The sequence below is a fragment of the Pelosinus sp. UFO1 genome (assembly GCF_000725345.1).
Taxonomy (GTDB): Bacteria; Bacillota; Negativicutes; order DSM-13327; family DSM-13327; genus Pelosinus.
Genome location: NZ_CP008852.1, coordinates 4,346,928 through 4,361,155 on the forward strand (window position 1 = coordinate 4,346,928; position 14,228 = coordinate 4,361,155).

Genomic DNA, 14,228 nt, shown 5'->3' on the forward strand with positions numbered 1-14,228 from the left:
CTACATTACCCTTTCTTCATATCGTCCTTGCACTATTGCTAACATTTCTTGAGAAATGCAGATGGCAGGCATCAAATCATATTCAATAATATCTGTTAACAATGAATAATCTTCATTGTCAGTTGCCTCAACTATACTGGTAAAAATCTGACCCAAATGATCAAACAACGATAAAATCGACATTTTTTCACACAAAATCTCAGAAAAATCGATCTTTAGTAAAACCGCGGCAGACTTCAACAATTTTTGATAATAATCTAGTCCTTCCATAATCTGAGTCAACGTCTCCAATGATTGCGACCTATCAGCTGTATGAAACATAACCGATAACTCTTGGCACCCCTGTTCAACCTTATATAAATAATTTTTCATATCCCCTAGTAAAACGCCCAACTCTTCAAGCTGTTTTCTACTTTCGCTCGTTACTTCCATCTTGCTGCCTCTCCTCCTGCATCACGTAATATCCGCCACCATTGCCTCTACGCACTCTCACTAGTCTTACTTTCACCAATTGGGATAATTGGCTGCGAATATAGGATGGTGTTACCTTTAATATCTCGCCAATTTCCTGGGAATTCATCGGTTTAGCATAAGACGTTTCCTGTTGAGCCAGCAACCTGAGCACTTCTTCATGCAAATAATTACACATACCTTCCTCCAAGTTAACACAACTAGACAGTAGTGAACATTACACATTATCATTATAATGGTCAACAAGTGGCGTTAACCATTATAATGACAATCACCAATTAACCATCACTACTTACTACTACTATTTAAGCTGGCAAGCATTGACGTCATATAAGATCCCTGAGATTGAATCGACGCTAAAAGGGTCTGCATATTTTGATATTTAGTATACAAAGTAGCCTGTTGTGCTGCTAAGCGAGTCTTTAAATCTGAAATCCGATCATTATTATACTTCATCGTTTTTGTAATTGATCCATTAGACCCCGTTATTGCATCAAACTGACCACCGTATTTCGTATTATCGTTTAACATCGTCTGCATTTGCACGAAAATCCCTGCATTACTTCCTGAACTAATATCATATTTGTAGTCGGCAGATATTGTATCACCAGGAAAATCACTAGCAGGGTCACTACCAAATGTAATCTTTCCAGTAGTATAATCCACAGAATATTCATAGCCTGTTGTCTTAGTTAGGTCAGTCGGATCTGCAGTATGAGCTTTCGGCGTTCCAGAAACCTGAGTATACGTTTGAGTACCAACCTTAATTGTAACATCTCCAGTTATGGAGCCGTTTTTAAGCGAATATACTCCACCCGATTGAGTAACAGTTTCATTAGTAACAGAAGTCAGCGTATTACCAAAGAGTGAAGTAACAGATTGAATATCGGATTGTAGTGCACTCTTGAGTTTGGTTGTATCCAATTCCAAATGCCCACTCTGAACTTTAGCTGAGTCAAATACTCCGGGTGCACCAGTGGTAATACCAACCTGGGAAAGTTGCTGCATACTAGATACTTGGTTCGTTACAACAGTAGACGCAATACCCCTTAACTTATTGTTAATTGTTGCCAACGTAGGATCGCCAAATAAATCCCCAACTGACGGATCTGTCGAACTGTTGAGATCCTTACCTGATCCTTCATTCAGTTTGTTGTATACAGCATCTATCGCAGCATTGTACGCAGTAATAAAAGTTTGTACTTTTGCTACAATGGAGTCAACATCACTCTGCACCGAAACAGTCGCAGTTCCCGTACCCGTCAGGGTAAAAGTATTCCCATTAAATGTTACTTTGTTATTCACTGGAGTTACGGATACGCCATTTACCGTCACAGAAGCCTCAGTACCTGTTTTTTGATTCCCTTGTGCCAATCCTATTTTAGACAAAAAATCTGAACTGTCTGTGGCACCTGTCCCCAGCTTAATATCCTTGGCACCAGCCGTCTGAGAAGTCAAAGATATCATACCAGTGTTCGAATTATAGAAAGCCGAGACACCAACTGTTGTTGAAGTATTTATTTTGTTGATGATGGAATCAATGGTATCTTTCGTCGAGTCAACATTGAAAAAGGTCCCGTTGATGGAAAAATATCCCGAAGTTGCACCCGCAGCCGTTCCAAAGAGATCATCCAAGGTACGCGTCTCATCGGAATTCACCCCAGGATTTACAGTTGCCCCTGTTAAACCAAGAGGACCTAAAAGAGTGGAGGAATCCGTTATCTGAATCGTTGGAGTTAATCCCGCTGTATTCTGCTTGATAGTAACTTTGCCATCCGTTCCCACGGAAGCCGTTACACCAGCACCAGAAGCCGTAATTTTATTCACGATAGTGTTGACAGTATCATCTTTAGTTACAGCAATGCTTTTACCATTAATGGAAAATGTACCCGTTTCATTTAATGCAGTATTATAAGTAGGTATATCTGCAGCATTTCCCGTTCCTGTTACATACGCCTTTATACCACCACTGGTATCAGCATTTCCGGCAGTTACATTCGCTTGCAATATACCTGCATTCGTTAAAAATCCACTGGTATCTGTAAGCGTAATAGTTGGTCCCGCCGTTTTTTGCGTGATTGACACTTTGCCGTCTGTCCCAACTGACGCGGTGACACCTGCAGCAGAACTATTAATATGATTTACAATCGTGGTAAGCGAATCCAGCGCTGTTACACCGATAGGTATACCATTAATCGTTAACACACCATCCGTAACAGGAGTTCCCGAATCATAAACTTGCGTCCCGGCAACATTTGCCTTACGCGCAGCATTTCCAAGAATGGCACTTGTATTACTTGTAATCGTAGCTGTGGCTCCAACATTAATAACATAACTACCGCTGGTACCGCCGTTCTGCGAACTGGCAGTAACGATTTTTTCATCTGACGACGTTGCCTTCATTGCGGAAAAGGTACTGGCGTAAGTCAAATCAGTAGCCGCATATTGCAACGTACCCAAAGCGGTTTTGATCGTGTTGTAATCATTCATCTGGGCTTGCAATTTTGTATTCTTATTTTGAAGACTTATCATAGGCAAACTAGCTGATTGAATAGTCGCACTAACCAAGGCATCGACATCAAGTCCTCCAACCGTATTGTTCATGTGAGTTGTGCCAAGGGACGAAGACGTAGTCGTAGATAATGAAAGACTCATACTTTCACCTTCTTCTAAATTTTTTTATCAAATATCTTAAAATCTTGATCCACCATTCTAGCCATCTCAAGAATTTGCTTGGGGGGAAATGTTGAAATAACTTCTTTGGTGGTTTTATCCACAACTTGAACTATAATTCGATTCGTATCTTTATATACAGCAAACTGAACGTCATAATTCGTTTCTTCAGCCTTCTTATTTAACTTGTCAACGGCCTGTTTCAACTGGTGCGAGTCTATCACATCTAAAACTTGTGTTGCATTCATTTCTTGATCTTTTGTTGTATTCTCTGTGTTCTGTATCGTTCCAGTTGAGTTAACCTTGTCAATTTTCACTAGGCAACCCTTCCTTTATTATTAAAAACCGGCCGGCATATCGCCGGCCGGTTTTTGCTTTAATAAAACTATTGTAATAATTTAAGAACTGATTGAGAGGATTGGTTAGCTTGTGCAAGCATTGCAGTACCGGATTGAATAAGTACTTGCTGTTTGCTGTAGTTAGCCATTTCTTTTGCCATATCAGTATCTTGAAGGTTAGAACGAGCTGCACTAAGGTTTTCAGATGCAACTGTCAAATTGTTTACAGTGTGTGTTAAACGATTTTGAACAGCACCCAAATTAGCACGATTACTGGAAACTTTACTTAAAGCGGCATCAAGTGCAGAGATTGCACCAGAAGCCCCACCAGCAGTAGCAAGAGTCACAGCATTAATAGCCAAAGCAGTTGCTCTCATATCAGCAACAGTCACTGCAAGTGTTTGATTTTGATTAGCACCAATTTGGAAAACCAATGAAGCAGTTGAAGCAGCACCATTTAACAATTTTTGAGTATTAAACTCAGTATCGTTAGCTATACGTGAAACTTCAGAAATCAATTGTGTTATTTCTTTTTGTGTTTGTCCACGGTCATTATTCGTGTTAGTATCATTTCTTGATGCAACTGCTAATGTACGCATACGTTGGAGAATAGCAGTTGTTTCGTTTAATGCACCCTCAGCAGTCTGAATCATAGAGATAGCATTTTGTGAATTTTGAGTAGCTTGGTCCAAACCATTAATTTGGCTTGTCATTTTTTCGCTGATAGCCAAACCTGATGCATCATCAGCAGCCTTGTTAATTTTTTTACCTGAAGATAATTTTTCCAAGGAACTGTTCATGCTATTTTGGCTAAGAGTAAGGTTTTTCCATGCATTTAAAGACGCAATATTAGTATTTACAACACTCATTATTATTTCCTCCTTGAATTTAAATGTGGCATCCTTGCCTACATTAACGACTTGCTGGCCAGCTGAGTCATCCAGTAATTTTTACTGTCACTATATATATCGTAGGCTTTTCCCAGTATATTAAGTATAATTTTTGTCTAAATTCGTTTTTTTTTGTTATTTTTATCATTTTATCTTTTTATTACTTCAATTTATCAGCTTTTTTCTCTATTTTTTACTTTTTTCACCTTTGTCTGGCATTTTTTTTAGAAGTGACAATACGTCAACATTCTGCACTGTTTGCGCAGACTGGGTATTCGATTCTTTAACAGCCTCATATAGCTCTTGCCTTAATATTGAAACCTCACGAGGAGCTGTAATCCCCAAACGTACTTGATCCCCTTGTACATCGACAATCGTTACCAGAATATCATCACCAATCCGTAGCGTCTCATGTTTTTTGCGGGTTAAAATCAGCATTATCTTAACCCCCAGCCAAATTTGCAGCCATCAAATTATATTGTAGTGTATAGTTTTTATTGGAAACTAACACTTGGCATGCAATACCGGTATTTTGATTCACTACAATTGGCCCCATAAGGTTTGCGGTGATTTTTTCTGGAGTGGATGCCACGTTTACAGTAACAAAAACTCCTAGATTCGAATTATCTCCTACCTGTTCTGCTTGTACATCGTCTAGTTGAAATTCATAGTCGGGCATAAACCAAAATGGATTGGTAACTACCAATCCAAAATCCTCATCTTCTAAACTTTGCAGTAACCAGAACATAGTCTGATCAGGTAATTCGGTAAGAGAAAAATTCCGATAATTTTCTAAGCCGATTAATCCTTTGGGAAAGTGTATTTTTTTCGGTTGTTCAGACTTGTCCATATTTCACCCTCCAGTTATGATTTAATGTCAATTGACGGTTCACGTTCCATATATATATCCACCTTGCCCCAAGTAAAGTTATTAGTTATTGTTCCTTCGTTTACCTTACTTTCAATACGAGCAGGAGTGTATACTCCTTTTATGGTTCCTAAGTTTGCCGAAATCTTCGGTCCCACCGATGGAGAAAGACCAATGGCTACCTCTTTTTCAGGACGTTTACTTGCTTGTGCTACAATTTGCCCAATGGAAGGTCCATGGGGATCAGCCATTTGATCCCCCAATTGAGTCCGCCGATCAAGTGCTTGTAAAGCAGCTTGTTTTGCCTCTTGAGCAGCCGAATCAGCAAAGGAGTAAGTATCTTGTAAACCCATACTATTAAAAGATCCTCTTAAATCAACAATGATTTCAGGAGGTTCAATTTTCAAATCTAAGTTCGCAGGTGTTGTTTTCATTTTAATATCTGGTGCTGTAATCTTTAAATTTATATTAGGCTGAGTAATGTTTAGCCCTAATTGACCTGACACTTGGTGAATTTGAATTTCTACTGGTTTCAAAATTCCCCCTCCTTTATCTCATTACTAATACAAACATATCTTATAAATAATCAACCAAGGATTTAGGCAAGACTTTAGCCCCTACTGATAATAACGTATTATAAGCATTCTCTGCTAGTTGCATTTCAATACTCGATTTAGCTACATCAAAGCCGTCATTCTCTTTAGCATCAGATGCAATGATAAGAGAATCTGATTCCAAGCGATCCTTTATTGTCTGGTATGATTTTTGTTTTGCCCCATTTGTTGTTTGAGCAGAAATCACGTAATTCATATCTGTATCAATGGTTCCTATGTCATTCGTTAGAGTGGTTGCTGTCACTCCATTTGCCCCAGTTTTAATATCCACCAAATGTTGCTTAATAGCTATTAAATCTTGAAATATTTTGGGAACATTATTATAAGTAGCTCCATCCACGGGTGATGTTACGGTCATCATTTCCCCAAAAACCTCTTGACCATCTAGATTAATCTTGTCCCGTGATGTACTAATATCCCCTGGAACAACTTGCATCGTTAAAGTTCCATCAGTAGTAGTACTAGCAATATACGGATTCGTAGCAGCATTATACGGCAAAGTAGGATTTGTTAGTTGTTTAGAAGTACCATTATAAGTTACGGCAGTCATATTACCACTTGCATCATAGTTGATTTTAAAGGGCTCGGTAGCGTCATTTTGTCCGCCAAAAACATAGCGATCGCCAACCTTTGCATTAGCACTTTGCACCACTGTTTTAATCATCTGATCCACTTGTTTAGCAATTGCATCATAGGAGCTAGTTGGATTTGCAGAAATGGCACTTGAAAGGGCAGTTTTTATATTCGTCACGGTAGTTACAATAGTTGACAGATTGGAATCACTGGTTTTCATCCAGGAAATCGCATCGTTAGCATTTTGTGTAAACAAGGCATTCGCACTGTCCGCAGCTGTATAATGAAGATTACGCGCCGCCCCAACTGGATTGTCGGAAGGTCTATTAATATTTTTTGAAGCAGAAACTTTTTCTTGTACATCTTGCATACGTGATAGGGTTGTCTGGTAACCAGACAAAAACTGATTACTTAGCATATTATTTGTTACGCGCATAATTTTTCTCCTTTATATCTAACTCTTTATTTTATATTAATTAAAGTCTCTAACATAGAATCCATAGTTGTTAACACCTTAGCACATGACGCGTAAGCTTGCTGAAATTTAAGCATATTGGACAATTCTTCATCCATATTGATTCCAGATACGGATTCCCGAGTTGTTTCTACAGAATTGAAAATAACCGTTTGATTGGTCGTCATATTTTGAGCTTGCTGCGACTGTACACCTACCGCACTAACGATGGAAGAGTAGTAATCTGATATACTAAGACTTCCTAATGATGCAGATGTTGTAGTGGGTGCTTTTACTAACCAGTTGGCCAAAGCCGTAGCATTTGTTCCATCTGCAGTTCCCGTTGCATTGGCACCTGCAGCAGCAATCAGCTTAAGTCCATCTGTGCCATAGAAATCTTGGTTAACTTTGAGTTGACTAAGCCAACTTGCTGGTGGAATCTGATTCGTAGGGTAATTAGCTGTATTCGTATAATCGACTCCCGTTACACCAAAGAAATTACCCGCAGCCGTCAAATTATCTGTTAATCCTTGCTTATGCTGTGTATTAAAATCTTGCATCAATGACTGGGCCATGGCATCTAAATCAGACAAATACCCATTAATCGTCGTATCTCTAAGATCCTCTAAACTTGCTATTGTACCATTCTTAAAGCTAACATTAATTGTACCATTCATTGCTGTAATCTTAGTCGTATCATAACCATAAGGAGTGTTTTTTCCCTGCTCCGCTGTTAACTCTGTGGCATGATCTCCCTGCACTAGAGCAATTCCTCCAGAAATCATCACCGTATAAGAACCATTTTTTTCTTCTGATACGTTTACCTGGGTTAACGCAGACATTTGATCAATCAATTTATCTCTTTGATCACGCAAATCATTTGCAGTAGCGCCAGTAGCTTCTTGACTGATGATTTGTTTATTTAAAGCTGCAACTTGGGTAGAATAACTATTTAATTGAATAATCTGGGTAGTAATTCGGCTTGATGCGTCACTCGCCTCAGTAATAAGTTCGTTGCCACTTGTCTGCAAAGTATCCACTAATGCCGTACCGGCTTCACGAGCAGAAGTACGAGCACTAGTCTCATGAGCGTTATTAGAAAGTGTCCCCAAGGCAGTTCTAAACAATTCAATCGAATTTTGAATCCCCGTATTCGTGGTATCATTAAAAACATTCTCAACCTTTGCCATAACATCCGATTGGGTATTCCAATAATTTTTTGTTGAGTTTTGTTTCCAATATTGGGTATCTACCAAAAAATCCCGTGCTCTTGTAATGGACGCCGTAGTGACCCCGGTACCGGCCAGCGACATTCCATTCGCCGTATAAACCTGCTGCGGTGTGGTTGTGATTAGATTAACTGTTTGCCTTGAATATCCCGCAGTACTGGCATTTGACACATTATGCCCCGTAGTATTTTGGGAAAGCTGCTGCGCTGACATTCCTAGTGTCATTATATTTAAACCACCAAAAGTTGATCCCATTCTCATTCTCCTATCTAAATAATTTTATTAAAGATACTTTTATTATTAACAAAGCTATTGTTTTCGCCATAATCAGGTACTGTACTTACTTGAAAAAGAACATTTCTTTTATGCTTTATTAAATTAAGCAAATTGTAAAGTACAGTAGAATTGGCCTCTTGCAGTAAACACAACGATTTCATCAATCCCCTTAATTCTTGAGCTAAAGATATGGCTCGACTTTTTCTGGGTTCATCCAGCAATGCAATCAGCTGATTGATTGAAGAATGAGAACTATCAATTTCATTTTGCAATGTAATCCGTTGCTTTTCTAAAGCATCTACCATAGAAGTCATTTCTCTTTCCTGCTGCACAATTTTCTGTAAGCCTTTTACATCATCTGTTGCTAAAACACTTTGCTTCTCATTATTCAACACATTCAAATCCTGATAAATAGCAACTAGGTTTTCTAAAATATTTAATAATTCATCAACCAAATGATATTTTTTTTCTGATAACATCATAAAACAGTCAGCCTTTCTATTTGTTGTATAAACATTTTAAACTTTACTATCAAACATAGCTTTATTAGGGGACACAAAGGAGTTTTTTTCATTCGGGTGATAGGTCGGTCCCACCGAACTTTGTGCCAGTAAATTAAGACTGTAGTTTACAATCAGCAATCCTTGCTCAACAAGTTTTTTATTTACATCATTCACTTCAGCAATTTTAAGAATCACACTCTGAAGTTCGTTCTTTATATCATTTAAATTACTCACCAAGTCTTGATCAGCCACTTGACTGATTCCAGACAAGGTAGCTTCCTTATCTGGAAGACCGTACATAACAGCAAGATCTTTAATCATACTTTTTCTTATTCTATCAAACTTAGTCACCTGAAAGAGCAAGTTTTCTTCCTGTTTCATGTTTTTTTCTAAGTCTTTTACATTATTTTGTACTAATATATCTCGTTTTTGAACACTCAAGCCTAATATTTCCTGATATAACATAAGTAGCTTCTCAAAAACAGCAATCAGCTTTTCCCACTTTTCTTTCACCAATATTCTCCTTTACAATAGGTCATCTACCAGCATACGCCCAATCATTTTATCTGCTACATCCTTGGCATCCACCTGATAAGTACCAGCTTGAATCTTTTTGGATAATTCACTTACCTTCGCTGGCCTTACATCAGACATGGCAACCGCTCTTTGCAGCACCTGCCCAAATTCCTGGACCCCTGATGATAATATCACCTGATCTTGCCCTTTAGCAGATTGTGCTTTTTCTGTCTTTGCACTTTTTCCCACATTATTTTGTTCACCATATACCTTCATTACACTTTGAACTTGCTTGTTTGAAATAATCATTTTATTCGTACCTCACTCTACACAAAGAAATCCTTCACTAATAGTATCGACAAAAATGGCCGGGACATTAATCCCCGCCATGAATTTTTTATTTTTTTTAGAATTATTACTTATCCTTCGTATACATCCTCACACCACGTTGGGAATCGACTGAACGTTCATCTGTTTTCCAAACCTCTTTCACTTGTTTGGTAAAATCACTGCCACATTTTGAACATAAACGACCTTCGTAAATAGGAGCACCACACATATCGCAAGGGTAATTGACTAAGTTTTGGCCCTCAGCAAACAAGCGTCCACTTTTGAGCATACGCAATATGACTTTTTCCTTCACACCTGTTGCCTTATGTATTTCCTCAACAGATGATTTGCCAAACTCTCGTAAATATTCACCAATCTTATGCTCATATATCTCTTCTTGTTTGTAGCATGCTGGACATAAACCACTAGGGTTTTCCATGAATAATTTACCACACTCTGGACAATTTTTTACACCCACACAAATCTCCCCCTATTTTAAACAAGCTATAGCGACAGTAGGATCTCACGAGTTTTTTAATGATTCAATAAATATATTTTCTGTTTTCATTATAGCAATACTTTGCAATAATTCCTATCAAATCTTGACATACTCTTTTTAAAAATATACCTTTTTTATTTTTTTAGCAAGATTCTGTTGTTTTTTGGCAAAGCATAGCATAGAATATAGTTTGATATATTTTATATGGAAAGGCAGTTTGCCATGGTTATGTTAACACTTATGCAAGGCCCTGAAATTTATTCTGGAGATTCGGAAACGATAGACAAGGTCATTGCCAACCTAATGCAGCTCATTCAACTGAAAAGTTCAAATCTATACTTACACAGCCAACAGGTAGCAAACTACGCCGTTAGCGTTGCTGCCAAGATGCGTCTGCCTCGCGAGGAAATTGAACGTATTCGCTTGGCTGCTTTGCTGCACGATATTGGGCATCTTACAGTTCCCAATGCCGTCTTAGCAAAAGTTCCCTATCTTTCCACCCGCGAAATGACCGTCTTTAAAAATCATTGCAATGCAGGCAGTTACATGCTAGAGAATATTGCGCAATGCCAAGAACATATTCCCTATATCCGTTACCACCACGAACGTTGGGACGGTAAAGGCTATCCCAAACGTTTAAAAGGGGTTAATATCCCTCTTGGTGCCCGTATTATTTCCGTTGTAAACTATTATGACCGCTTTATCAACCCTTGCACAGAACATTGGGAAAAAACGAAGGAAGAGGCTGTAAAAGAGCTCCAAAATATGTCAGGCACTGCCTTTGATCCTGACATTGTAAAGGCATTTATTGAATCTCTGGGGTAGAATTATCTGGCTCCACTTGCAATTGTTAAGGCGTAGACAGAAGCCGCCCCCGCTTTTTTCATCACCTTAGCGCATTCATCTAAGGTAATTCCCGTTGTAACGATGTCATCAACTAACAAAATATTCTGATTTTCAATCCTATCAGGGCGCGTTGTGATAAACGCGCCCTTTATGTTTTGCTTTCTATCTGTTGAAGTCAGTTCCCATTGGGGAATTGTATGCTTTTCCCGAATTAATAAATCAGGCATCCAAAATAAGTTCTGCTCTTTGGACCAATCTTTAAAAATAAGCTCGGTCTGATTATATCCTCGTTCTTTTAGACGATCAGCGTGTAAGGGCACGGGCACTACATAGTCAATTTGAGAAAGATAATCTGTCAGCTTACAGCTTATAAGTAACCACTTAAGATGAATAACATACTTTTTTTGCTGGCGAAATTTCATGTCATGAATGATTCGCTTCAGCCCCCCTGTATATTCACACACTGCCCTGCAGGCAGTCAGATACTTGAGACGATGTTCTATTACATTAATGTCTCGTACTGACAGGATACCTGCTAAACATTGCTGACACCAGGCGCCATGTTCCTGGACTAGAGTCTTACAATAGGGGCACTTGGGTGGATAGATGATATCCATAAAGGTACTCCAGTAGTTGCTGAACACAACCTCACTTCCTTATTAATGAATACTGCCACATTATTCTATGAAATTGGGGGAAGAAAAAATATTTGAACCACAAAGACACAAAGGACACAAAGATTTTTCACAAAAAATTGTATTATAAATAATTTTTGTAGTCCCCTTTGTGTGCCACGACAGTGGCATTGTGTCTTTGTGGTTCGTTATTTTAGCTACAACTCTTCTCCACGCAGGCGTTCCGCGAGGAGGGAGTAGCGGCGTTTGGTACGATCGTTCATTAGGGCGGTGTTGAGGGCAGCTTTGCTGCCTAGGAGGATGACCCGTTCTTTGGCCCTTGTTACGGCTGTGTATAACAGATTCCTCTGTAGCATGACATGGTGTCCCGAAATGAGTGGCATAATGACCACAGGGTATTCACTGCCTTGGCTCTTGTGTACACTCATGGCATAAGCAAGGTGCAGTTCCTCTAACTCGCCTCTTTCATAAATCACATCTTGCTCTGGATAACGAACGGCTACCCTGCCATTTTGAATACCTGTAATAAAACCAATATCCCCGTTATATACCCCTTTGGTATAATTATTTTTCATCTGCATAATCTTATCCCCTTCTCGGAGGACTTGATTGGCACCAGAAACAGAGGCTTTGCCATCACTTTCAGGATTCAAAGCCTGCTGAAGCAGCTTGTTCAAATTTTCTACACCACACACTAGCCTGTGCATAGGGGCCAACACTTGCACATCATAGGAAACATTAAAACCTTCCTTAGGAAGCACATCACGACATAGCTCTACAATAGACTGAGCTACCGCATCGCTATCATTAATTTCTTTAAACTGAAAATCATTACTGCTTTTAAAATCAGGCAACATCCCTCGGTTAATCTGATGGGCATTCATAACAATCATGCTTTCCCCTGCCTGGCGAAAAACTTCCGTTAAGCGTACGACTGGCACCGTTGTGGAGCGAATAATATCCTTGAGTACAGACCCTGGTCCAACTGCTGGCAACTGGTCTACGTCACCAACTAAAATGACTCGACAACCGTCAGGTATCGCTTGAAGAAAATGATTCATCAAAGAAATATCCATCATAGAAACCTCATCAATGATGACAACTTCCGCATCTAAAGGGTCCTTTTCATTGCGCATAAATAAAGGTGCGCCTTCCGTCCCGCCAGTCGATTCTAGCAAGCGATGTACTGTCATGGCTTCTCGGTCCGTAGCCTCATTTAGCCGCTTTGCCGCTCGCCCAGTAGGTGCCCCTAAGAGCAATTTAAAACCTTGATCTTCTAGTACATCCAGCATGCCCCTGACAACTGTGGTTTTCCCAGTGCCTGGCCCACCCGTTAACACCAATACACCATGAAGTAAGGAAGATAGAACCGCTTCCCTTTGGGCTTCAGCCAAGGTGATCCCTGACTGCTTTTCCCAGCGATCAACAATCGCCACCAAGTCTTCATCAGGTGCTTCTTTCGCCCTATCTTTCAAACGCAATAACCGTTCCGCTACTCTTTTTTCCGCATAATATAAGTGACGAGGATACACAAGAGTCATACCATGAAAATCTTCAACACATAAACTATCATTTTGAATAAGCTGAGATACACGCCTAGCTACATTGATAGGCTCAATCAATAATAGCTTGGCGGCCTCCTGCACTAATATGTCCTCCGGTACACAACAATGCCCGCCTTGGGAAATCTGTAATAAAGCGAAGTCAATCCCCGCTGCAATCCGTTCCTCATGGTCCCGCTCTAACCCTAACGACATGGCAATCTGATCCGCAGTACGAAAGCCTATACCTTGTACTTCTTGGGCTAAACGGTAGGGATTTTCCTGTAATACGCTAATCGCCAAAAATCCATATTGAGCAAAAATTTTACCTGCGTAGGCCCCTGTTACTCCGTTCATTTCCAAAAATAGCATGACCTCATGCATTTCAGATTGCTGGGCATAGGCTTCGTGAATGGCCTCCGCTTTTTTCTTGCCAATTCCCTCTATTTCTTGCAACCGTTTCGGCTTCTCTTCAATAATTTTTAAGGTATCAAGGCCAAACTGCTTTACTAACCGTGCCGCCATGGCAGGACCAATGCCTTTAATGGCCCCCGAGGCCAAAAAGCGTTCAATACCCTTCACACTGGCAGGTGCTACTTTCTTGTAACTGGTGGCTTTAAATTGGCGGCCAAAACGGGCATGCTCCGCCCATTCCCCAGTTAGTTCTAATTGTTCACCAACCAAGGGCACCAGCATACTACCCACAACGGCTACCGCCCCATTTTCATTCGCTGGTTTTAGTTTGAAAACGACAAAGCCATTGTCAGTATTTTGAAATATGATATTTTCTACAGTACCTTCTAAATATTCCACGGCGTTCTCCACTCAATATAATATATCTTTTTTATTCGCAGGTTTCTGCTTAAATCCTGCTGGTAGCATGAAATAAGAACAATAATGACTAGACAGACAGAGCATTTCGGTGTATCTTTAAAAGAAATGTAAACCATAGAGGTACAGAGGACACAGAGA

At 39.6% G+C, this 14,228-nt stretch carries 17 protein-coding genes; 1 reads left to right on the top strand and 16 read right to left on the bottom strand.

Annotated elements, in window-relative coordinates:
* The 14 genes from UFO1_RS20430 to UFO1_RS20495 form a co-directional block, all read right to left on the bottom strand.
* Nucleotides 1-432, bottom strand: a complete 432-nt coding sequence (locus UFO1_RS20430; RefSeq protein WP_038673834.1) for a hypothetical protein — start codon at nucleotides 430-432, stop codon at nucleotides 1-3.
* Nucleotides 410-649 carry an Rrf2 family transcriptional regulator gene (locus UFO1_RS20435; RefSeq protein WP_038673836.1) on the bottom strand — a complete coding sequence of 80 codons (240 nt, stop codon included), beginning with the start codon at nucleotides 647-649 and terminating at the stop codon, nucleotides 410-412. The genes UFO1_RS20430 and UFO1_RS20435 overlap by 23 nt, the downstream gene beginning before the upstream one ends.
* A 110-nt stretch (nucleotides 650-759) precedes the next feature.
* Nucleotides 760-3,126 carry a flagellar filament capping protein FliD gene (gene fliD, locus UFO1_RS20440; protein WP_038673838.1) on the bottom strand — a complete coding sequence of 789 codons (2,367 nt, stop codon included), beginning with the start codon at nucleotides 3,124-3,126 and terminating at the stop codon, nucleotides 760-762.
* Nucleotides 3,127-3,140: 14 nt separating this feature from the next.
* On the bottom strand, nucleotides 3,141-3,461 hold the full coding sequence (locus UFO1_RS20445) for a flagellar protein FlaG (RefSeq protein WP_038673840.1): 321 nt from the start codon (nucleotides 3,459-3,461) through the stop codon (nucleotides 3,141-3,143).
* Nucleotides 3,462-3,529: 68 nt separating this feature from the next.
* Entirely contained in the window at nucleotides 3,530-4,351 is an 822-nt protein-coding gene (locus tag UFO1_RS20450; RefSeq protein ID WP_038673842.1) for a flagellin, read from the bottom strand.
* Nucleotides 4,352-4,558: 207 nt separating this feature from the next.
* Nucleotides 4,559-4,810: a carbon storage regulator CsrA gene (gene csrA, locus UFO1_RS20455; RefSeq protein ID WP_038673844.1), complete on the bottom strand. Its 252-nt coding sequence runs from the start codon at nucleotides 4,808-4,810 to the stop codon at nucleotides 4,559-4,561.
* Nucleotides 4,811-4,814: 4 nt separating this feature from the next.
* Nucleotides 4,815-5,222, bottom strand: coding sequence for a flagellar assembly protein FliW (gene fliW / locus UFO1_RS20460; protein ID WP_038673846.1), 408 nt, complete (start codon nucleotides 5,220-5,222; stop codon nucleotides 4,815-4,817).
* Nucleotides 5,223-5,236: 14 nt separating this feature from the next.
* Nucleotides 5,237-5,776, bottom strand: a complete 540-nt coding sequence (locus UFO1_RS20465) for a DUF6470 family protein (protein ID WP_038673848.1) — start codon at nucleotides 5,774-5,776, stop codon at nucleotides 5,237-5,239.
* A 40-nt stretch (nucleotides 5,777-5,816) separates the two neighbouring features.
* Nucleotides 5,817-6,863: a flagellar hook-associated protein FlgL gene (gene flgL, locus UFO1_RS20470; RefSeq protein WP_038673850.1), complete on the bottom strand. Its 1,047-nt coding sequence runs from the start codon at nucleotides 6,861-6,863 to the stop codon at nucleotides 5,817-5,819.
* A 26-nt stretch (nucleotides 6,864-6,889) separates the two neighbouring features.
* A complete protein-coding gene (gene flgK, locus UFO1_RS20475; RefSeq protein WP_038673852.1) occupies nucleotides 6,890-8,365 on the bottom strand; it encodes a flagellar hook-associated protein FlgK in 1,476 nt (491 codons plus the stop codon).
* A gap of 14 nt (nucleotides 8,366-8,379) precedes the next feature.
* Complete coding sequence (flgN, locus tag UFO1_RS20480) at nucleotides 8,380-8,868, bottom strand: flagellar export chaperone FlgN (RefSeq protein WP_236639265.1); 489 nt, start codon at nucleotides 8,866-8,868, stop codon at nucleotides 8,380-8,382.
* Between the two features lie 36 nt (nucleotides 8,869-8,904).
* On the bottom strand, nucleotides 8,905-9,402 hold the full coding sequence (locus UFO1_RS20485) for a flagellar protein FlgN (RefSeq protein ID WP_038673854.1): 498 nt from the start codon (nucleotides 9,400-9,402) through the stop codon (nucleotides 8,905-8,907).
* Between the two features lie 12 nt (nucleotides 9,403-9,414).
* Nucleotides 9,415-9,714: a flagellar biosynthesis anti-sigma factor FlgM gene (gene flgM / locus UFO1_RS20490; RefSeq protein ID WP_038673856.1), complete on the bottom strand. Its 300-nt coding sequence runs from the start codon at nucleotides 9,712-9,714 to the stop codon at nucleotides 9,415-9,417.
* Between the two features lie 106 nt (nucleotides 9,715-9,820).
* Complete coding sequence (locus UFO1_RS20495; RefSeq protein WP_038673858.1) at nucleotides 9,821-10,213, bottom strand: flagellar protein; 393 nt, start codon at nucleotides 10,211-10,213, stop codon at nucleotides 9,821-9,823.
* A 243-nt stretch (nucleotides 10,214-10,456) separates the two neighbouring features.
* On the opposite strand from UFO1_RS20495, the gene UFO1_RS20500 reads away from it, so the two are divergent.
* Entirely contained in the window at nucleotides 10,457-11,059 is a 603-nt protein-coding gene (locus UFO1_RS20500; RefSeq protein WP_038673859.1) for an HD-GYP domain-containing protein, read from the top strand.
* Between the two features lie 2 nt (nucleotides 11,060-11,061).
* On the opposite strand, the gene UFO1_RS20505 is transcribed toward UFO1_RS20500, so the two are convergent.
* Both UFO1_RS20505 and UFO1_RS20510 read right to left on the bottom strand, forming a co-directional pair.
* Nucleotides 11,062-11,697 (bottom strand): ComF family protein, encoded by a 636-nt coding sequence (locus UFO1_RS20505; RefSeq protein WP_236639267.1) that lies wholly within the window; start codon nucleotides 11,695-11,697, stop codon nucleotides 11,062-11,064.
* Nucleotides 11,698-11,912: 215 nt separating this feature from the next.
* On the bottom strand, nucleotides 11,913-14,069 hold the full coding sequence (locus UFO1_RS20510) for an ATP-dependent RecD-like DNA helicase (RefSeq protein WP_038673863.1): 2,157 nt from the start codon (nucleotides 14,067-14,069) through the stop codon (nucleotides 11,913-11,915).
* Nucleotides 14,070-14,228: the final 159 nt, after the last annotated feature.